Below are 20,434 nucleotides of genomic sequence, written 5' to 3'. Positions count from 1 at the left end.
GAAAAACGAAACTTCCGTTTTTGCGGGTTTCCGATTGCAAATCGGCAAACACTCATTCTTCTCGGCACACAGGGCCAAAATTCACTCGCGTGTATGCCGTCCTATTAATAAAGCCTCATGGGTATGCCGCGCGCACTTCGACAGCCTTCCCGATTTCAGAATTCTCGCTTTCCATTTCGCAAAGATCCTGGGTTTTCGAGAACTGACCTCAAGTCTAAAAATCATATAAAATATTGATTTATTTAATTTTTTCTATCTTCAACAAAACTGGCCAGTGACTTGCTGAGGTTTGGGAAAGCCGCTTCAGCGAGGAGACAAAAATGTATTCCAACGAACAATTCAATTCCGTCGGTCAGGTTACCGGACTTGTCGGAGAGTCGTCCACGCCATCAAAGAAGGACGTTTTCATTTTCGACCTGAGTGCGCTTTTCGACCCGCATCAAACCGAAATGAGCCCGGCCTTTGCAGACTATTTGGTTGAATTCGCCAGCCGCCGTCCGTGTTATCTGCTGGCCAACCTGAACTATGCTGAAATCTCATATTTCGTCCCCTCGCGCGTCTGCCGCGCATTCGAGGGCATTTTTGCCTCGGCAGGGACGGAAATGTGGAGCCAGAACGAAATGCTCATTCGGCATGAACATACATTTTCCGACGACCTGTATGAATGCGTCGCCGGACTTGTCCAGCAGAGCGCTTATCCGGACAAAAGTGCGCCTCTGATTAACTGTGGTTCTGCGACCCTTCGTGTCTGCCTGGCGGGGACGCGGGTGGGCCGGACAGCAAAGCAGGCCTATCTTTCCTGGGAACGCGAACACAGGGAAATCGACAGGATTGTCGAGATCCTCCAAAACCGCTTTCCGGATTATAAGGTCTGCAAGGACACCGACGTCAGTTTGCTGGTGATGCCACGCACGTTCTCCACGGCAAGGGTTCAGGATCACGTCCTGCAGCGGCACAAATCAGCCCGACTGGTCACCTATCTGACACCCGCAGCGTCGGACGGTTTCGCAAAGCCGATGTGCGATGCGTTTCTGGAAACCAACATTGTCGCCACCGTTGCCGGCGCGAGCGACGTTAGCCAGCTGCTGAGCTACGAAATGCGCCGGACCCCGGCGCAACCAGCTTTGGGTGCAGTCCAATTGCGGCTTGTGCGGGAGGCTTAGGATGGTTGCCATTTCAAAAGACGAGGATGAACAGGTTTGCTGGTCGGTGCTCAAAAGCGACACGGTCTATGACACCGGCCAGCATTTGCGGATCGTTCGCCAGACCGTCGGTCTTCCGGAAGGGCAAATTGTCGATGATTATTATCGGATCGATTTGCCATCCTTCACTGCGGTCTACGCATTTACGGAAAAAGATGAGGTTCTCCTTCTTCGCCAGTACAAGCACGGGGTTGGAAAGGTTTGCCTGACCTTGCCGGGAGGCCAGATCGACGCCGGCGAAGACCCGGAGTTTTCCGCTAGGCGAGAGTTACTGGAGGAGACCGGCTACGGAGGCGGTCGCTGGACGACAGGTCCTGCGCTTGTCGTGCATGGCAATCAGCGCATTGCCCGGGCGCATATCTTCCTTGCGCGCCACGTCTTCCAGCTTTCACAGGCCAATTCCGGCGACCTGGAAGACGCAAATGTCGTCACGATGCGCCACGAAGATGTTCGCCGGTCGATCCTGGCAGGAGAGCTTCCCGTGTCGTCACATATGGCAGCCTTCGGTGTTGCGGAAGCGTTGTTTGCCGAAGGCACCTGAACGGGCGTTTGAGCGAATGCCCTTTCCGGATCAGGCGCTTTCCGAGGGAATCTCATCCGCGTTATCGGGCTCCCCGTCCTGCTCTGCCCAGATTTCCTTTTTCCTGTAGAGCGTCGAGGGGCTGACCTCAAGGACGCGCGCAGTTTTGGGCAAACTGCCGCCACAAGCGTCTATCGTCGCCTCGATGATTTTCCGCTCCAGGGTATCGAATGACTGTCCGAGCGGCAGTGTCAGTGCAGGCCAGTTCCCAGAACCAACCGGTGCGGCGGCACCCTCAGTTTCCCGCACGTTCGCCTCCAACCGGGCGACCGGAGCCCCTTCGCTTCTCGGTGCTGCCGGCACGCGTCCCTGCAATGTCGTCAGCATGTCCGACCCGACGATGGGTCCTTCGTTCAGAACGACAAGATTGCGGATGGTGTTTTGCATTTCACGTACGTTGCCTGGCCAGGAGTGTGCCAGCAATGCTTCTTCCGCCTCGACGGAGAACTCTTTGAAATCCTTACCCTCTTCGCCTGAAAACTGACTGAGGAAGTGTCTTGCCAATTCCAGAACATCGGTGCCGCGAGCTCGAAGCGGTGGCAAGCCGATCGGCAAGACATGAAGGCGGTAATAAAGATCCTCGCGGAACCTCCCTGCCTCCACTTCTTCCAGGGGATCCCTGTTGGTTGCACAGACAATCCGCGCGTCGACTTTCTTCAGTGAATCGCTGCCTACCTTCTGAATTGTTCCGCTTTGCAGGAACCGAAGCAGTTTGGCCTGGAGGTTCAACTCCAGTTCGCAGATTTCATCCAGAAACAGTGTCCCGCCATCCGCGCGTGCGGCCGCGCCGTCCCTGTCCGATGTCGCACCCGTAAAGGCGCCCTTGATGTGACCGAAAATTTCGGATTCGATCAGATCCTTCGGAATTGCGGCACAGTTGAGCGGGACAAACGGTTTTTTGGCACGCGGGCTTGACCGATGGATCGCCTCGGCGCAGACCTCCTTGCCGGTGCCGCTTTCACCGGTAATGAACACAGACGCGTTGGAGCGGGCGACGCTCTCGATCATCTTGTATACGGCGGTCATTGGCAGAGAAGAGCCCACGAAACCGTGCTGAACCTTGCCCTGCGCCGGTTTGCGAACCTCCTCAACCACTTCGGTCAGGGTTTCGCGTTCAAGCGCGTTGCGCGTCGTCGTAACAAGCCTTTCCTCGGCAACCGGCTTGACGATAAAGTCATAGGCTCCGGCCTGCATCGCATCGACCGCGGTCTTGATAGACCCGGAACTGGTGACGACAACAACTGTAACGGGAAGCCTTTCTTCGCGAATGGAAGCCAGAACGTCCATACCGCTCATATCCGGCAGTTGCAGGTCGAGCAGGACCACGCTGATCCCGCCCTTCCGCAAGCGGCTCATCGCATCTGAGCCGGTTTCCACGTGAACCGATTCCAGACCCGCACGGGAAAGCTGATGACCATAGACTGTCGCAAGGGGCAATGCGTCTTCAACAATCAGAACCTTCAACGTGTGTTCCTTCCGCGTACAGGGTCGGCTGTCAGTCTTCCGACACAACCTTTACACCTATTTCGTCAGCCAAAGCTTTAACTTCCGTTAGGGTGCGGTCGCAAACCTCTGCAAGTTCATCCGACTTGCCGATGGCAGCGGTCATCTTGTCGTCCCGCACAAGTGTGTTGACCGTGGTCGCGATCGTTGCCAGCTCGACGGCACCAAACGTACCCGCGACACTCTTCAGCGCATGCGTTGCCCGTTCCAGCTGGTTCGGATCACCCGCTTCAATGGCTTCCAGGGCCGCCTGGCGCCGTTTGACAGTGTCATCCATAAACTGTTGAAGCAGTTTTTGTTTCAACTCGTCCGGCATGGTGTGGAGAATGTCGCGCGCCGCCGCGAGACTCGCGGTTTTTACGTCCACCTTCTCCCCGCTCGAAACGGTGGCATGCCGGTGGACATTTTTGGCAATGCAGGCCAACAGGTCTTCTTTTTCGACCGGCTTTGCAAGGAAGTCCGTCATTCCGGACTCCAGGAAACGTTCCTTGTCACCACGCAGCGAATAGGCCGTCAGGGCGACAATCGGCGTCTCGACATTTCTTTGTCCGCGCCGAATACGCTGCGTTGCTTCGATCCCGTCCATCTCCGGCATCGAAATATCCATCAAGATACAGTCGTAGTCGCGTTTCGAAGCCGCCTGGACCGCCTCCTTGCCGTTGTTTGCGATATCAATATCGCACCCTGAACTCTGCAAGGCATGGCTGACGACGATCTGATTTGTCGCATTGTCCTCGGCAAGCAGAATGATCAGATCGTTTGGCAGTTCGGCAACCGTGTCATCGCGTTCTTCATCAAGAAGACTCGATTGGTCTTCAGACAGCTTTATAGGTACGACAAAGACGAACGTGCTGCCGACGTCCTGCTCGCTTTCAACAAGCACCTCGCCGTCCATCAAATGCGCGATCTGCCTGCAGATTGCCAGCCCGAGACCTGTCCCGCCCTGCTTTTTGGTATAGCTGGTATCGACAGTGACGAAGTCGCCAAAAAGTGCCTCGTGCTTGTCTTCCGGAATGCCGATGCCAGAATCCTTAACGGAGAAACGGAAGGTCGGTTCGAGCGGATCATCCTTTTCGATATCGACCGAAATTTCGACAAAGCCAATCTCCGTGAATTTGACCGCATTGGAGACAAGATTGAGGATCACCTGTCTCAGTCGGCCGGCATCGCCGATCACGTTTTGCGGCAGACTGGAGGGATACTTCATCAGGAGCTGAAGCCCCTGGTCCTGGGCAATCGGCATGAACAGGTCGACAACGCTCTTCACCAATGATTTCAGCCGGAATGGCGCCGGATCAAGTTCCATGCGACCTGCTTCAAGCTTCGAAAAGTCCAGGATGTCGTTGATCAGCTCAAGCAGGGAGCGTCCGGATTCGCGTGCGGTCTTGACGTAGTCCGCCTGCGCCGGGTTCAGCTCGGTGTCCCGCAGCAGGCTGAGAATTCCCAGAACACCATTCATGGGCGTTCTGATCTCGTGGCTCATCATCGCCAGGAATTTCGCTTTCGCCTCGTTGGCAGCTTCCGCCTTTTCCTTCGCGTCCCGCAGTGCAGCGTCGGCCGCTTTGCGTTCGGTGATGTCGCGCACATATCCAAGGAACAGCGGTCCCTCCGCCCCCTTGGTATGCCGGATGGCCAGTTCGACGATGATTTCGTGACCGTCCTTGTGCTGTCCCTCGATCTCGATCCTCTTTCCAAGGACCGGTCCTTCACCGGTCTTCAGGAACTTGGCGAGCCCGTCGTCATGGGCCTTGCGGTATTTGTCTGGAATAATGTAGTCGGACATTTTTTCGCCGACAATTTCGCTCGCGTCCCAACCAAAGACATCGACCGCGGCCGGGCTGAAATCAAGCACGATACCGTCCCCGTTCATGACGATCACGCCATCGAACGAGGCATCGACAACGTTTCGCAGCAAGTCCTCGTTCCGGCGTAGCTCCGCTTCACGATTTTTAAGCTCTGTGATGTCGACCCGGAAACCGACAAGGCCGCCTTCGCTGGTACGCGTTTCAATCACGCGCAGCCAGCGCCCGTCATCGAGATGCTGCTCCATCGGCGCACCCGGATTTTGGTGATGCTCCATGCGCAGCGCGACCCAATCTTCCAGAATGCCCTCAGGCACCTGATACTGGCCTCGCATCGCGCCGTTACGAATGATGTCCTCGAACTTGACGCCCGGCTGAATGAGGTCAGCGCTTGAGCTGTAGAACTCCTTGTATTTGCTATTGCACAGAACCAGCCGGTCATCGGCGTCATAAAGTACAAATCCGTCCGGCAGCGATTCAATGGCATCGACCAGGCGGGTTTCTGCCTGCTTCACTTTCGCGGCGGCGGCTTTTTCGTCCGTCAGATCTCTGAAAATTGCCGTGTAGGACGCAGATCCGTCAACGACGACTTCCGACAGGGACATCTCCACGGGGTATTCCTCCCCGTTCAGTCTTACGCCGACCACTTCCAGCCGTTTTCCAGCTGTTTCAATCGCGTTCGTGGTGCCAGGAAAACACTCAAACGGCAGGTTTTCGTTTCCGGTTTCAGTCAGAAAATCAGAAATGAGACATCCGACCAGATCCTCTGCGCGTTCGGCACCGAACATCATCTGCGCCGTCCTGGTGGCGCTCAGAATTTCACCTTTGGGAGAGATGGTCAGAACACCATCGAGCATCGTGTCCAGGATCGCGCTGACCTGCGCCTCTCCCGCCTCCGCGCGCGTTGTCGCCTTCACCAACGCGTCGTTCTTTTCACGCTCGGCCTCGGCCAGTCCTGCAAGCCGCATCATCGCGCGCTGGCGCTGCAGGGAAAGAACGAAGGTCAGTGCCAGCGCGGCGGCGAATGCGACCGCAAGCATGAAGATCAGATTGTTGATCGAGGTAAAGCCTGTGCCGTAAAGGGCGCTGGCCGGAATGACGACTTCCTGTATTCCCCTGATGTCACCCACTTCCCAGACCGTCTTCGGCGACTCGGGATGCGTGTTGTGGCAGGCAACGCAGCTTTCCTCCATACGAACGGCTGTTGCGCTTCGGAAGAAAGTCCCCTCATCCCGGTGCTCCAGGCGTTGATAGGGAACGTCAGGCGTCTTTTCGAGCGCCGCCAGCGCCTCCTGTTCGAATTCATCGAGCTCCCTGTCCTTGCGCCAGGGCCATGGGTGGTTCGACAGCATCCGGATTGCGCTGCTGGCGCCTTGTGCTTTGAGCTCGTCCTCGAGAGCAAGTGTCATGGACACCGGCGCCGGAATGGTCAGCTCCTTGCCGTGGTAGTCGTGACTGACAGAGACGTCCTGCGACGAATAGAGTTTATCGATCACTTCGCGGGAATAGAAGGATCGCGCAGCAGTCAACAGCTCCGACTGCGCGCGCGCTGCCGCGGCCAGGTCTGCGGTTCGTGCCTTTTGCCCGAAGTCAACGGCGAGCACGTAGGCTGCAATGGCAGAAGCCGAAATAAAGACCAGGACCAGCCAGAACGTGGCATCGTAGGTGAGTTCCCGGATCCACTTGCGCATTTTTCTGTCCCCTCGGTTCTGCTGCCCAGACCCGTGTCCCTTGCGTAAGTCGTCAGAGTGATGCTCGCTCATGGGTTATGAATTTTCGATTGATTGTTGTGCACTTCCCGGTTTCGTTCACGCGAAACTCCGAACTTTGTCGCTGAAACTTGGAAAAACGGGTTGCCAGACAGGAACGACTGCCAACTCGAATACGCATGCCGCTTTTCCAAAACGCAGGTGGTCGTGCATGTGTGAAACTCGAGCGAGAGACGGAATTCCGCCGACGGATCAAACAGCGATGCATAGGCGTAGAGGGTGTCCGCAGAAAACCGGCCCGGTACGGGCGCTTGATAGGCCTCTCTGAATTTACCGGTCGCAAAGTGGCTCCATCCTCCGGCCGGAAACCACCGATCTCCTTGCGGACCGTCCCCATTGAGATCCCTTGGCGTTTCGGTGCCGAAGGAGAGCAGATAGTCAAGACGCCTGCGGACAAGATCTTCCGTTTCAGGAGAACCGCCAGCCATAAGGTCACTCAAGGTGAGGAGTGTTATCCCCGCGTGGCCGGTGTCCTCGAACCGCTGATCTTCAAGCAGAGGGGGCGTCATGCCTTTTTCGGAATAGTAGGCATGTGGCCAATAGCGCCAGAGGCCGCCATTCTCATCGACCTGCCATTCGTTCAGGAACGTCCGGACAATCTGTTGGGCACGTTGTCTGCTGGCGGCATCCGGTTGCTCTGCCAACACTGCGGCGAACGAAATTTGCCAGTTCCACGGGGCATAGTGGCCGGCGAACCGAAAACCCGCCTCACTACTGATCCGGTAGATTCCGGCCGTCTCATCGAAATCCGCATCGAAGGCGCGCACGAGGCACAGGTTGGAAGCCCTAATTTCCTGCGCCATTGAATGGGGGCATAGCGGACCGAGCTTCCTGCATGAACTGGCAAGGGCATTGGCAATCATCGCCTGATTGATCATCAGGCTGAGTCGTTCTCTCGGATTTTGCCCGTAAATTGTCGAACTCCAACCGCATGCGGGTGTGGATGGTCCGGCTCGTCCGTGCTTTCCATCCTGCGCTGCCAGGGTCAATCGCATGGATTTGAGGGCAAGGGCCGCAAACAGCTCCGATCCGGTTCTTTCAAAAAGCGTTGCGAGCGACTGCAACCGGTAGCTCTGGTTCCAGCTTTGGGAACCTTCCGCATCGGATGCACATGCGCGTACCTCGCCTGACTGAGACAGGAGAAGCCCAGTTGCGGCGTAGTAAAACTGTAGCGCTGCCGGTGTTCCTGAGACAACGGCGACGGTCTGACCGTTCGCTGTACGATCTGCTTTTGGAACCACAGCGAACTCTGCGGTCGGAGACACCAGGAGCGGGTCGCCTATGTCGCCGGTCTCCAGATTGATCCTGTAAACGCCGTTTTGCCGCCCTTTGCCGCAGTCCAATTGTGCCCACAGGACGTTCCCAGCAATCCTGAGCCGTCCCGGTTGGCAATTTCCGAAATCGACCAGCGTCTTTGATTGCGCTTCGATTTGGCCATCCGGACGTCTTGGATAGAGATTGAGATGCCAGGAATGATCGCTCTGGCTTTCCAAAATCAATGCCGCGTCTTCGGTGAACTTCAGCAGTTTCGGTGAACTGCCGCGCTTCCACTGGTGGACGATCCGTCCGTCTTGCAGCAATTCCGTCTGTTTTTCACCGGTTTTCCAGGTGCGCAGCAGCACCAGTGACCCGTCCCGGGCGATCCGGAGAGCACCAAGCCTCGCAGATCCGGCGACGTCGGTAACCCAGTTTTGCCTGATGCCGTTGACGGTAACGACAGGGACGTCGTCTCCGGCCTCTCTGCTTACAATCAACCGGAACGGCCCTGCCTTTGACACCGTCTCCAGACACTGTCCGGACACTTTCCTGCGGGTTACGACACCTGATTTCAGATCAACGCCGACATCTTGTGCCGGCAGGATCAGATAGCCTGGTTTCCGGGCGGGTTCCGCTGCCACGGAGCATGGCGCAACCGTGACAGCGAAAAGAGCAAGCGCAATTAGACGAGACTTCATTTCGGCGCGCTTTCTAAAAGTTGAAGTAGATGAACTCGGTCATCTCGGCCAGGCGGTAGGTCTGGATGAGAGCAACCGCAAAGAGCACCGAAACAGCTGCGGCCCAACCGGCACTCGGCTTCCAGCGCACGGGCAGGAACCCTTCCGATTTTCTTTGAGCCACGAACTTCCTGAGACCGAGGATCGGATTGTAGTTTTCCGTGAATTCGATCGAGTTCGGCAGCAGGAAGACAATGGCCGCAAGGCAGATCATCGCTGCCCAGACCGGCGCAGTGCTGGTGACCATGGTGTCCCACAGCTTTGGCTCATAGACCGTCGAAAGACCCGTCATTCCGGCCAGGATGTTGTTGGCGCCGTCGAAGCTCTCCGCACGGAAATAGACCCAGGCCACCACGACCGCCACCAGCGTTATGCCACGGCTCAGAACTTTGCCAACGGACTTCGGCAGAAGTGACGGGATGTAACCGGCACTCACCAGGGCGGACCAGCCATGGTTGATCGCAAGGTAAGCGCCGTGAAGGCCGCCCCAAAATACAAAGGTCCAGCTGGCACCGTGCCACAAACCGCCGAGCAGCATCGTGATCATCAGGTTGCCGTAGCGCCGCACAGGGCCACTCCGATTGCCGCCAAGCGGAATGTAGAGGTAGTCCCGCAGGAAATGCGACAGCGTGATGTGCCAGCGGCGCCAGAAGTCGGAGATGCTGGTTGCTTTGTAAGGTGAATTGAAATTCACGGGCAGGCGAATTCCGAACATGCGCGCAAGGCCGAGGGCCATGTCGCAGTAACCGGAAAAGTCGAAATAGAGCTGGAACGTATAGGCAAGTGCACCGATCCAGGCCGCTTCGAACGGCACGCCGGATGTGGTTTCCGCAAGGTTGAAAACGGAGTTCGCGTAAGGCGCAATGCCGTCCGCCAGCACGATCTTCTTGAAAAGGCCAATGGCAAACAGGGTGCTGCCGACGGCCAGGTTGAGGACGAGCTTGTTCTTGAAGACCGGCAGCTTGAACTGCGGAATGGTTTCCTTCTGCATCACGATCGGTCCTGCGATCAGCTGCGGAAAGAAGACAACGAACAGCATGTAGCGCGGGAAATCGCATTCGGTGACATCACCTTTATAGGTGTCGACGAGAAACGAGATCTGCTGGAACGTGAAGAAGGAGATCGCCAGCGGCAGAACAAGATGCAGCAGCGGGATATCCGCACCGGCGATCAGGTTCGCGTTGCCGATAAAGAAGTCGGCATATTTGAAAACCGCGATCAGTCCGAGATTGAAGACGATGCCGCAGATCAGGATGAACCTGTCCCTGACGGCCCGCAGGACACGGTGGAAGCCGTAGTTGATGACGACCGATCCGAGCAGCAAAGGCAGATAGATCGGGGTCCACCAGCCGTAGAAGGCGAGCGAGGCAATGATGAGCCACCAGATGATGCCGTTTTCCCAGCCGTAGTGGCGCAGGATCAGGTAACCCAGCAAAACCGGGGGCATGAACAGGTAGATGAATTCCAGTGAACTGAAGACCATGACTCAGCCCTCCTTCTTGGACGAAACGTGCGACGTGGATTTTTCGATTACGGTGAGGTTTGCCTCATCTTCCTGCAGCAGCTCCTGCAACAGGCTTGTGCTGCCCTGGTGACCGCGGTCAGCGCCCTTGCGGGCAAGCTCAACGGCTTTTGAGCGGTCTTGCGGCACGTAGGTGCCATTCGCGAACAGGCGTCCGAGCTCCTCCATCGCGCCGGGATGGCCGACGGTCACGCCGCGCTCGAGCAGTTCAACGGCGCTTTCAGGTTCGAGGCCGTATTTTTCCTTGAGGTGCAGGCGCGCGAGGGCCGTCAGCGCTCCGCCATGTTCGGCGGTCGCTGCGATCCGCAGCCATTTCAAGGCTTCTTCCGCATTTGCGTTGTTGGAGGAAGCGGCAATCAGCATTTGCGCCAGATCGTGCATCGCTCCGGCGTCGCCAAGGTTTGCCGAGCGCAGGAACCAGTCCCGTGCAAGCCCTTGATCCGTGGCCACGAACTCGCCGTCACGGTAGATCCGTCCGAGGGTTTTCGCTGAACTCGCCGATCCGTCCCGGGCTTTTTGTTCAAGACCGGCTATCGCGCGCTGCGCCCAGAACCTGGCGCGCTCCGGATCTGGCGTGACGCCGTAGCGCCCCGTCAGCAAGATCCGGGCATAGTTGATGGTCGACGACGGGTAACCCGCGATGGCGGCCTGCTCATAATGGTGAAAGGCGGCATCGAGATCACGTTCCGTGCCGATGCCCCGCTCGTAGTGCTTGGCAAGTTGTACATGAGCTTTCGGATAGTCCCAGGCGAGCGCCTTCATGAACCACTGAAGCGCGATTTCGGCGCACTTGTCGCCGGACGACCTTTGGAAAAGACGGCCAAGTTCGTAGGCTGTTTCACCGCGAAAAGCGAACGAGTAACGTGCGGCCTCCATGAAGATCAGGCGGGACTTTTCGAGGTCCGCGTCGACGCCCCAACCGTTCTTGTAAGCTCTTCCCAGGTGGAAAAGGGCAACCGGATGTCCGTCGCTGGCGAGTTGCGTCAGGATGTCGGCGGCAGCTTCCCAGCGTCCGACTTTCTGGAGGCCCCTGGCCTGCTTGATCATTTCCTCGATCGTCGGATCGATCCGCTCAGACTTGAGCTTTGCCGGTGTCGTTTCAGAGGACAGGGCAACAGCTCCGGCCACACTGAATACGGCACCGAGAAGAAAGCCTTTCCAAAGCAGCGATTTCTTGTTTGTCCGGGTCATAACAGCACCTCCAGGGTGAATTCCGCATCCAGGCGGCCAGAGTCAAAATTGTTCAGACGCTGACGATTTTCATTGCAGGAGCATTCAAGCTCTGCAGGTTTCTCGAGGGCGCGGTTCCGCGTCTCCTGGACCCCTGCCGCAGCGATGGCGCCGATAATCAATCCGGTTGCGCCAATGATGGTTTCCTCGAACGGAAAGAACGGCTTAGCCATCGGTCTGCCTCCAGATCCTGCAGGACACACCTTCCAGCAGCTGCAACGTGCCTTCCTTGTGGGACTTCGCGGTTTCGGCCGGGGTTACAGGACAAACCAGGTCTTTCCGGCGCTGAACTGCCTTGGCAACGTGCTCCGGATCGCGATCGATCAGCATCAGCAATTCGCCGACGATCCGCCGCGCGGGATCCGAGCCGAAGTGATAGGCATCGGTGAAGTTCTCAAGATCGCGCGCGAAAGGCGTGTCGAAGTCCAGATCAACGACAGGTGCCAGGGTTGAAAGACGTTCTCTGAACTTGTGATTTGCCGCCGTCAGGCCGAAATCAGAGATCCGGCGCTGCATCTCGGAAATGGTCGGCGGGATCAGGAATATGAGTTCCACATCGTTTTCAGCAGACCAGGACGCGATCTCCTCGATCATGGCCCAAAGGTCTTCCGACTGCTTGAACCGGCGCCAGTCAGCCGCGCCATTGGTTCCGACCTGCTTGGCAAAGAGCTGCGGCAGGTCTCGGTCGATCGTGATTTCAGGCCAATAGCCCGCCCAGCGTCCAAGACCGAACCCGTGGCCGTGATAGACGGCAGGCAGTCTCAAGGCCGCCACCGATGTGCTCAGTGCGCACTCGTCACACAAAGATGGGTCAAGCAGCGTTTCGACAGAGAGGCTTCTGACCGCTGTAAAGTCTGCCGCATGGGCCTTTTGCACTGGCGACAGGGAGAAACCTTCAAGGCTCGCCACCAGTGCAGGATAGCGGTCCTGCAGCAAGCGCCAACCGGTCTTCGTCACAAACCAGTTGGTGTAATAGGCAAATGGGTTGTCCGCGAGCGCGATCGCTTCGGGAACCCTGTTCATGCCCCCCTTGAAGCGCGCATCCATGCTGCGCAGGGGAAGGCTTACGATCAGTGTTTCAAGTTCGGCGCTCGCCTGAAGATATTTGAACGTGTCGTAGATCTCGTAGACCGTCGCGCCGCCATAGGCAAAGTTATAGACATCGTCGCGGCCAAGTTCCTGCCAGTACCTGTCCTGCAGCGCGCGGGCACGGCTGTCGCCAAGGATCACCGTCGGTGCCTTGATGCGCGGATACTCGATCATTTTGTAGAGGGGGTAATGGGCCTTGACGCTGACCTCTTTCTTGTCGAGGTCAAGATCGACGATACGGTTATGATCGAAGGCGTCGACAACAAAGTTGAAGGCAACCGGTGCAAGTGCGGCAATCGCCGTAACCGCCATCGCAGTGGCATAAAGTTTCGAGATCAGTCTCATGGCATGGCCCCTGAAATTGTTTCTGGAACAACAGAAACAAGAACCGGGCCACACCACTAATTTTCACAAAAATACAATAAATACATTCACTTAGATCTATATTTCGATTTTGCGAAACCGGATCGTATTCGATATTGAAAAGAACGAGTTTGCAAAATGGGAAGCCGGACAAATGCTCAGGCGGAGGCGGTCAATCCCAGAAGATAAGTAATCATCCGGCCACTGGGGGGCTCTATCAGGCCCGCCATCAGGCACACACCCAGGAACAGTATCGTCACGTATAGCAGCGTCAGATAGCTTGCCATCCAGTTCTGCAAGGTGGCGATCAACCCGTCACCTTCCCCTGCGCGCTGATCGCCCCGGTTTGACCAGCGCTGCTTGGACAAGCGGAAGATACAATAGACCTTCACCGACGCGTTGATGAGCTGGTTGAAGTAGAGAATGAAGGGATAGCTGAGGTCGACCTTGCGCGCATACTGAAACAGAAACAGCGACAGCAGCATTCGCGTGATGCAGATAAAGACCACATATCCGAATATATAGAACGGGTCATAAAGAACCGAGGTACATACCGCCAGAACCGGGCTCACCAGCATGGTCCACATGGATATTCTCTGATCCAGCAGGCACCACCAGATAAAAAACGGCATACGGTGCGGACCGAGCGCGAGCGCCCTGGTGCCATTACGAAGCATGTTGCCGGACCAGCGGCGGAAATTCTGCACCATCCGGTCCATGCCCGATCCTTCGATCACCTCGACCGTGTAGCCCATGGCATCGGGAACGTAGAGCATCCGGCAGCCAGATTGCAGCATGTAGTACCAGGTGCTCTTGTCGTCACCGGACAGGAACCGGAACTTGCCCCAGAGCCAGTGTTCCAGGTGATCAGCCTCAAGCAGGCGGATAAACTTCAATTTCACCAGATGGTTCGCGCGGAACACCGACATGCGGCCGGTCAGTGTCAGGACCCTGCCGGACAGAGAATGCGACTGCATGGCAAGCCGGCGCTGTGCAAAGCGCATGGTCAGCCAGTTTGCGATCCAACGCGGCCCTATGCACAGGACTTCCTCGTCCGTCGTGCAAGCCTGAAGGTCGGGATAAAGCTTGAAGAGCGGCAGGCAGGCACCGACCGCATTCGGAGCGAGAATGAAGTCGCCATCCATGAAGATAATGAGGTCGTCATCCTCAACATTGCCGCGGCTCATGGCCCGCAAGACCAGGCCGATCGCGAGCCGTTTGCCCGGTTGGTTCTGCCGCACCACGTGAAGGGTGATATCCAGGTCAGACCATTCGCGAACAAGAAGGTTGGAAATCAGCTCTTCGTCGTACCGGTCACCGGATCCCAGCCAGATCGTGCCGGGAACGCCAGCGTCCCTGATTTCGCGGCAGATCGAACGCACCACCTTTTCGGTGATGTCCCGGTGTTCCTTGTACGTCGTCATCATGAAATGAAGGTGCCGGGGACGCCAGCCATCGTCCCAGACTTTCTTACCAGCGTCGCGCATCGATGGATAAACGAACTTGCCATAGATCCACGCGCGGACCGCATGCGTGAACCACCAGCCGTAGCGCCAGATGCCCAGGATGCCGATGACGAAGGTGATTTCTTTCGTGGACGGGCTGAAGAACACATTTTCGAAGATCGTGAGCCCGATGAAACAGCAACCGAAATACAGCATGATCTGAAACAGCGCCCAAGGAGTCCATTTCGCCCAGCCCTTCGGCTGGTGCATGATCTCGTCCACCTTATAGGGGAGTGTCGGCCTGTCCTGATCCATCACACGCCCCCGGTCAGTTGCTGCAGCGTCCTGAACACCAGATTGTTCCGGTGGCGTTCGAAATAGACCGTAACAGGCGTGCCGCTGGAGGGCATTTCTTCGGCAACCGGCCGCAGCTTGACCAGTGCGGAACGGCCGTCGGGAGACCGGAACCGGTGCGTTTCCGTCACTTCGTCGACAAAACCAGCCGTCCTGTCGATTTCCGTTACTTCTGCCGACATCCAGCGGTTTTCGGTCGGCACGAACAGGGAAGCCATGCTGCCCCTGCGCACCTGAAGCACTTCTTCCTGGGTCAGGAATGCCTTGATTTCCTCGGCACCGGTTTCCTCAAGAACCAGCATCGGTGCGCCCTGCTTGATCGCATTTCCCTCGGTAATCTGGAGCGACACCAAGCGACCGTCGGTCGGTGCATGGACACCCTGTTCGGTCTCTTTTGCGGCGAGCTCTACAACCAGCTGCTGCTGATGGTCCTCTTCCGTCTTGAGCCGGGCGACCCGTGCTTCCATTTCCGCGAGCCGTCCGGCAAACGCGTTGCCTGTGAACAGGCGAATGCTGTCGCCACCATCGATGAGCTGCTTCAGTTCCTGAATGTGGATCTGCTTGCGAGCCAGATCGGAAACCACGGATTTGAGGGAAAGTTCTGCTGTTTCGACCTCATCTGCGAGTATGAGGCCCTTGTCCGCCAACACACGCACACGCTCGAGCTTGAGCCGCGCGTTTTCCTTTGCAAGTTCAAGCCCCTCAAGCTGGGACTCTGCTTGCCGGACATTGTTTTTTGCAACAAGCGCATAGCCTTCTGCCCGCCTTTTCTCCTCTTCGACCAGTGCCTGCCTTTCGGCCAGTTCGGCGCGGGTTGACGCAAGTTGCGCCCTTGCACGGCGCAGGGCGTCTTCCCGGTCGGTGTTTTCCATGATCGCCATCAGACTGCCGGCAGTTACCAGGTCGCCTGCGCGTTGTGTCAACCTGGTCACGCGGCCTGCAAAGGGCGCAGTCAGCGTGGAGCGTTCAGCCGATACGACTGCCGTTTCGACTTCCAGGCGGAAGAGTGTTGCGAAGACATAGACGCCGACATAACCAAAGACGGCTGCACCCAGCACAAGATAGAAAAGCGTCATGACGATCTGTTTGATCGGCCACCGGCGCACCGGCATCGCTTCGGTCGGGTTCGGGTCAGGCTTTGTCGGAACAGGAGTGACGGGTGTATCGATCCGCACGATCGTGTCGGCGACATCGGTCATCTTGCCGCGAACGAGATCTTCCACGAAGTGCTGCATCAGGGCGGTTTCGCGTTCGCCAAGTTGAACGAAGCTGAAAGCGACCTCGCCTTTTTCCGCGTCGAGACGAACCACTTCCGCTTCAGCTTGAAGCGTTATATTGAACCCCTGGAAGGGAAGCGTGCAAAGGAGCTTCCGACTGGCACCCACTTCCGGAAGTTCACGAAAGACACCCGAGATCCGGCAGCCGCCAAGACCCCAGTCGACAGCGTCGAAAGACTGCTCTCCCATGGCAACGCGCATGGACGCCGTTACCCTGTAGTGCAGCCTTTGGCTGGGTCTTTCGTGAATGATTTCCAAGTTGCGCTTCCTGCTGTTGCGTTGACGCCAAGGCTTTGCAACGCCGGTGCCAACTCGGCAGCGCGAAAAAACAGAAGCGCCGAGCTCAGAGAAAAAACTTCAAGATATTGAAAATAAATAGATTTATTTAATTTCAGACGCGATCTCTGACCTACGGCTTTGCAAAATGCAAAGTGCTCCGAACCGTCGGAGCACTTAGGCGTTTTCGATTTTGCAAAGATCTTCGTGTCTGAGACCCAGGAAAACGGGCCGCATTTCAGGTGCGGCCCGGTTCTTATTCTCAGAAGACGAAACAGTCACTTTCGTAAAGCGACTGGAGTGTCTGATCCGCGATCCCGGTGAGACTGCAGATGCTTTCATAAGTGCCGTTGCCCGTCAGATCGACGGAAAGCTGAGTGTTGCCGTCTGCCACGGACGCCTCAAGTCTGGACAGGAACGTCTGATCATCATCGCTCCCGGCAAGATGACTGAAATCCAGCAAGTCGGTTCCAATCACAAAGTCGGTTATGACATCCAGACCGTTCAGGTCGTAGCTCCGGAAAATGAACGTATCGACCCCGGCACCACCAGTCAGCGTGTCGCTGCCACCGAGGCTCCGGATCGAATCGTCCCCTGCCCCGCCATCGATGACGTTGTCACCAGACGTACCTTTCAGGATGTCGTTTCCAGAGCCCGACTTGATGTTGTCGATGAAATGAAGCGTGTCCGTGCCGATTTCCAGGCCGTGCGCTTTCTTGTTGTGAAGCAGGATCGACAGATCAACGTCAAAGGCCGTGTAGTCAACCGTGTCGTTGCCCCGGCCGCCATGCATGTAGTCGTTCCCGGCGTCGCCGTAGAACGTATCGTCATCATGACCGCCATAGAGCTTGTCGTTGTTGTGACCACCACGCAGTTCGTCGTTGCCGGCCCCGCCCTTCAGGACGTCTTCGCCGTAACCGCCCTGCATGATGTCGTTGCCGGAGCCACCGATGAGCGTGTCGACGCCATTGCCGCCATCCATTGTGTCGTCGCCGGTACCGCCATTCATCGTGTCGTTGCCATAGCCGCCCAGCATGGTGTCGTTGCCGGAACCGCCGTTGAGCGTGTCATTCTCGTTTCCGCCGTCCAGCGTGTCGTTGCCGGTGCCACCATTGAGCGTGTCCTCGCCGGCTTCGCCGTAAAGCGCGTCATCGCCACTGTTACCGTTCAGCTCATCATTCTGGTTGCCTCCGTAAAGGGAATCGTTTCCGGAGTTGCCGTAAAGCCGGTCTTCACCGGCATTTCCGAACAACTGATCGTCACCGCTCCCGCCGTGCAGATCGTCATTGCCGTTGTTGCCGTAGAGCCAGTCATCGCCTGAGCGGCCATGTAGTTCGTCGGCACCGGCACCTCCGTGAAGGTAGTCATTGTCGGAGCGTTCGATCACCGGGGTGTTCTCGCCGCTCCCGCCGTCAGGATCACTACCACCTTCTTCCGACGCATAATGCGCGTTCAGAACCAGCGCGTTGGCAAGACCGATATCGACGGTGAAGACACTGTCGTCAAAGTCGCGATCCCCGCCGTTGAACAGGTCCTCAAACCCCAGCGTCAGCGTTCCTGCATCCGTTTTCAAAACGCCTGTCGTGTGCAGGATGTTGTCTGGATTGAGGTTCAACGTGTCTCCGTATGCGGAGGTGTGATAGGCATCGTATTGGATCAATGTCTGGGTCTGGTCCGGCGCGATGTGATAGAGACGCGGACTGTCGCTGTTCAGCGTCGCGATATCGCCATTGGCATCGAGGAACTGCAGCGTTCCGTTTTCCAGATCCAGGTTCGAGTAACCGCCGTTGCGGCCGTAACCGTTCGACACGATGAAAAAGGCGATCCTGTCACCGGCACTCACATCGAGGAATTCACGGGACTGTCCCTGGATAAGATCGCCACCGCTGCCCTGCAACGATGCGTTCGGCCAGATAAACTCAACATCGGTGATGGTGCCGTCATCGGCGATCTTGTAGTAGCCGAATGTGTTTCTGTAGCCGGCGGTTTCACCTTCAAATACCACCGAAACCGGGTAGTCATCTGTGATTTCAACGGACGTCACCTGAACCAGGCTCGGACCGCCGGACCCATATAATATGTCGTTGCCGTTGTTGCCGTAGAGCGTGTCGTCACCTGTTCCGCCCCAGATTTCGTCATTGCCATTCTGACCGGTCAACAGGTCGTCGCCGAAACGGCCCGACATAACGTCGGAGTGTCTCGAACCGTTGAGAACATCATTTTCGTTCGTCCCGATCACGGGACGGGTTGCGGGTAAGCTAGCCATTGCATTGCACTCCTTTAGCTGATGCGCCTATGCGCGAATCAGCCAGGAGGTGCAGCTAACGGGCCATTAACCAAAAAATGGAGCGACTTCCAAAAACTCATATTTTTCAATGCTTTGAAAATCAACAATTCGCTGCCGGCCACCTTCCTTTCCAAGAAAGCAACGGAAGTTTCCGATTTTGCAATGGGGCGTTTCGGATATGCGATCTCGATCTTTCACTGGTGCAGACGATCAAGAGTACCAGCTGATCGAGGTTTTCCGTGGTCCCTAAATGGCCAGAACAGAGTCCGGGCAATAGACGGTTGCCAACCCAAACCGAACATTGATTTAGCGGACCTTCATTAAACCAATCGAAACGCCCTCACCTTGAAACCGTGCGCACGGTGTCGCGCCACGAACCGGCGTAAGACCGGAGTTCGGGCTTTGTGTCGATGCTTGTTTCTTCAGCGACTGTCGTTTGCCCCGTTGAAACGTTGTGCTCATCAAGGAGCAGCGCAGCGCCGATGCTTGTGCCGGTCGCGATCCCTTCAGGTGTATGTACCGACCTTTGTGTGGCGGCTTCCAGCATCTTCAGATAAAGCGCGTTTTTTGCGAACGGCCCTTCGACAATGACCGGGCCCCGGGCACCTGTCATCAGCAGACATTCCGACGTCATCATCGCCAGGTAAAATGAAACTGCTGCATATCTCTCCCCGACGGTCAGGTCCTCCTCAGCTACGCTCCACCGGGCCAATTGTCCCTGAAAAGGCCCGGAGCGAGGCTCAACAGCAGGAAACAGCATGATCCGGTCACGCAGAACACGTGTGGTGCCGGCTTGGTCTTGAACAGCGTTTCTACCCTTCATAACCAGATCGAATTCGCGCCCCCCCCATGAAACGCGCCGATGGAACAGGGTCACCGAAGGCGTTCACATTGATGAGCGTGTCGCGCTGCGGGTCTGGAACGACATCGTCTCCGCCGACCGCCAGCGCGATAACCCAGGTGCCGGTGGAGACCACGGAGAAAGGCGGGTTTCTTCTGAGAAGGTGGGGGTAAAGCGATGCGTTGGAATCGTGAATTCCGCAGATAGCAGGCGTATTTTCCGCAAGTCCGGTACATTCGGCGACCTGAGGCAGAAGCTTACCGACTTGATCGCCAGCCTTTTTGACGGGCGCCATCTTCTCTGTCAGGCCGAGATTCGTCACCAGCGAGGAGTACCGGTTTCCCGCCGGGGACCAAAGGTCGGTGTGACATCCGAGCGAAGTGACCTCGTTGGCAAGAACGCCGGTGAGCCTGTAGGTCCAGTATTGCGGATAGGTCAGGACGGTCGCGATCCGGTCAAGAAGGTCCGGATCAGACTTCAGCTGCCAATGAAGCTGCGCCCCGAGATTGAGCCCCATGGAAAGGCGTGGTGAGCCAGTCTCATCAAAGTCTGGCCGGATTAGATCGTATTCAGCTGCAAGAGTGTCAGGTCCGTCAAATTCATAGTCGAGCATCGGCGCGGCGAGATCACCGTCCCGATTGAGCAAAACGACGCTCGCGCCGTGGGTCGTCACCGACAGCGCTTCGATGCCGTGCTCTTCGTTCAACGCGCGAAGTGCATCGCAGACAAAATCCCAGTGACCAGCGAGATCGAAATACGGGTAAGGCGGGCCAGGCAAGACGCGGTTGGGCCGGGTCACGACGCCAATTTCCGTTTCGCACGCCAGATCGACGACTGCGACCTTGAGATTGGTCTTGCCGATATCGATCACACCGACATGACGGATTTGCCTCGTCATCT

The 20,434-nt window shown here is 57.0% G+C and carries 12 protein-coding genes and 1 pseudogene; 2 read left to right on the top strand and 11 right to left on the bottom strand.

Translation table 11 applies throughout. The features are described from left to right. Positions 1 to 320: 320 nt before the first annotated feature. Together ABVF61_RS18890 and ABVF61_RS18885 are read left to right on the top strand one after the other, a co-directional pair. Complete coding sequence (locus tag ABVF61_RS18890) at positions 321 to 1,163, top strand: hypothetical protein (protein WP_353995082.1); 843 nt, start codon at positions 321 to 323, stop codon at positions 1,161 to 1,163. 1 nt (position 1,164) lies between these two features. Beyond that, the gene (locus ABVF61_RS18885; protein ID WP_353995081.1) at positions 1,165 to 1,743 is read left to right on the top strand and encodes an NUDIX hydrolase; all 579 of its coding nucleotides are present in this window, start codon (positions 1,165 to 1,167) and stop codon (positions 1,741 to 1,743) included. A gap of 30 nt (positions 1,744 to 1,773) precedes the next feature. Here ABVF61_RS18885 and ABVF61_RS18880 read toward each other — a convergent pair whose 3' ends face one another. The 11 genes and pseudogenes from ABVF61_RS18880 to ABVF61_RS18825 all read right to left on the bottom strand — a co-directional run bounded on the left by ABVF61_RS18880 (position 1,774) and on the right by ABVF61_RS18825 (position 20,432). Continuing rightward, a complete protein-coding gene (locus tag ABVF61_RS18880; protein ID WP_353995080.1) occupies positions 1,774 to 3,246 on the bottom strand; it encodes a sigma-54-dependent transcriptional regulator in 1,473 nt (490 codons plus the stop codon). Between the two features lie 31 nt (positions 3,247 to 3,277). Continuing rightward, positions 3,278 to 6,778 carry a PAS domain S-box protein gene (locus tag ABVF61_RS18875; RefSeq protein WP_353995079.1) on the bottom strand — a complete coding sequence of 1,167 codons (3,501 nt, stop codon included), beginning with the start codon at positions 6,776 to 6,778 and terminating at the stop codon, positions 3,278 to 3,280. A 68-nt stretch (positions 6,779 to 6,846) separates the two neighbouring features. Further along, positions 6,847 to 8,811 carry a hypothetical protein gene (locus tag ABVF61_RS18870; RefSeq protein WP_353995078.1) on the bottom strand — a complete coding sequence of 655 codons (1,965 nt, stop codon included), beginning with the start codon at positions 8,809 to 8,811 and terminating at the stop codon, positions 6,847 to 6,849. A 13-nt stretch (positions 8,812 to 8,824) separates the two neighbouring features. Further along, a complete protein-coding gene (locus ABVF61_RS18865) occupies positions 8,825 to 10,333 on the bottom strand; it encodes an MBOAT family O-acyltransferase (protein ID WP_353995077.1) in 1,509 nt (502 codons plus the stop codon). A gap of 3 nt (positions 10,334 to 10,336) precedes the next feature. Further along, positions 10,337 to 11,563 carry an SEL1-like repeat protein gene (locus tag ABVF61_RS18860; protein ID WP_353995076.1) on the bottom strand — a complete coding sequence of 409 codons (1,227 nt, stop codon included), beginning with the start codon at positions 11,561 to 11,563 and terminating at the stop codon, positions 10,337 to 10,339. After that, positions 11,560 to 11,775: a hypothetical protein gene (locus ABVF61_RS18855; RefSeq protein WP_353995075.1), complete on the bottom strand. Its 216-nt coding sequence runs from the start codon at positions 11,773 to 11,775 to the stop codon at positions 11,560 to 11,562. The genes ABVF61_RS18860 and ABVF61_RS18855 overlap by 4 nt, the downstream gene beginning before the upstream one ends. Further along, positions 11,768 to 13,036 (bottom strand): hypothetical protein, encoded by a 1,269-nt coding sequence (locus ABVF61_RS18850; RefSeq protein ID WP_353995074.1) that lies wholly within the window; start codon positions 13,034 to 13,036, stop codon positions 11,768 to 11,770. The genes ABVF61_RS18855 and ABVF61_RS18850 overlap by 8 nt, the downstream gene beginning before the upstream one ends. A 176-nt stretch (positions 13,037 to 13,212) precedes the next feature. Continuing rightward, the gene (locus ABVF61_RS18845; RefSeq protein WP_353995073.1) at positions 13,213 to 14,814 is read right to left on the bottom strand and encodes a glycosyltransferase; all 1,602 of its coding nucleotides are present in this window, start codon (positions 14,812 to 14,814) and stop codon (positions 13,213 to 13,215) included. Continuing rightward, positions 14,814 to 16,388 (bottom strand): HlyD family secretion protein, encoded by a 1,575-nt coding sequence (locus tag ABVF61_RS18840; protein WP_353995072.1) that lies wholly within the window; start codon positions 16,386 to 16,388, stop codon positions 14,814 to 14,816. Before ABVF61_RS18840 ends, ABVF61_RS18845 begins: the two co-directional genes overlap by 1 nt. A gap of 280 nt (positions 16,389 to 16,668) precedes the next feature. Beyond that, positions 16,669 to 18,672 (bottom strand): DUF4114 domain-containing protein, encoded by a 2,004-nt coding sequence (locus ABVF61_RS18835; RefSeq protein WP_353995071.1) that lies wholly within the window; start codon positions 18,670 to 18,672, stop codon positions 16,669 to 16,671. A 361-nt stretch (positions 18,673 to 19,033) separates the two neighbouring features. Continuing rightward, a pseudogene (locus tag ABVF61_RS18825) lies at positions 19,034 to 20,432 on the bottom strand (FGGY-family carbohydrate kinase). Positions 20,433 to 20,434: the final 2 nt, after the last annotated feature.

It is taken from the genome of Roseibium sp. HPY-6 (assembly GCF_040530035.1).
In the GTDB taxonomy this organism is placed as follows: domain Bacteria; phylum Pseudomonadota; class Alphaproteobacteria; order Rhizobiales; family Stappiaceae; genus Roseibium.
This window is presented reverse-complemented; position numbering and strand designations above follow the sequence as displayed.

Excerpts from the sequence above, each read along its gene's own strand:
- ABVF61_RS18890 (WP_353995082.1), top strand. The coding sequence starts at position 321 with ATGTATTCCAACGAACAATTCAATTCCGTCGGTCAGGTTACCGGACTT.
- ABVF61_RS18885 (WP_353995081.1), top strand. The coding sequence starts at position 1,165 with ATGGTTGCCATTTCAAAAGACGAGGATGAACAGGTTTGCTGGTCGGTG.
- ABVF61_RS18875 (WP_353995079.1), bottom strand. The coding sequence starts at position 6,778 with ATGCGCAAGTGGATCCGGGAACTCACCTACGATGCCACGTTCTGGCTG.
- ABVF61_RS18870 (WP_353995078.1), bottom strand. The coding sequence starts at position 8,811 with ATGAAGTCTCGTCTAATTGCGCTTGCTCTTTTCGCTGTCACGGTTGCG.
- ABVF61_RS18865 (WP_353995077.1), bottom strand. The coding sequence starts at position 10,333 with ATGGTCTTCAGTTCACTGGAATTCATCTACCTGTTCATGCCCCCGGTT.
- ABVF61_RS18860 (WP_353995076.1), bottom strand. The coding sequence starts at position 11,563 with ATGACCCGGACAAACAAGAAATCGCTGCTTTGGAAAGGCTTTCTTCTC.
- ABVF61_RS18855 (WP_353995075.1), bottom strand. The coding sequence starts at position 11,775 with ATGGCTAAGCCGTTCTTTCCGTTCGAGGAAACCATCATTGGCGCAACC.
- ABVF61_RS18850 (WP_353995074.1), bottom strand. The coding sequence starts at position 13,036 with ATGAGACTGATCTCGAAACTTTATGCCACTGCGATGGCGGTTACGGCG.
- ABVF61_RS18845 (WP_353995073.1), bottom strand. The coding sequence starts at position 14,814 with ATGGATCAGGACAGGCCGACACTCCCCTATAAGGTGGACGAGATCATG.
- ABVF61_RS18835 (WP_353995071.1), bottom strand. The coding sequence starts at position 18,672 with ATGGCTAGCTTACCCGCAACCCGTCCCGTGATCGGGACGAACGAAAAT.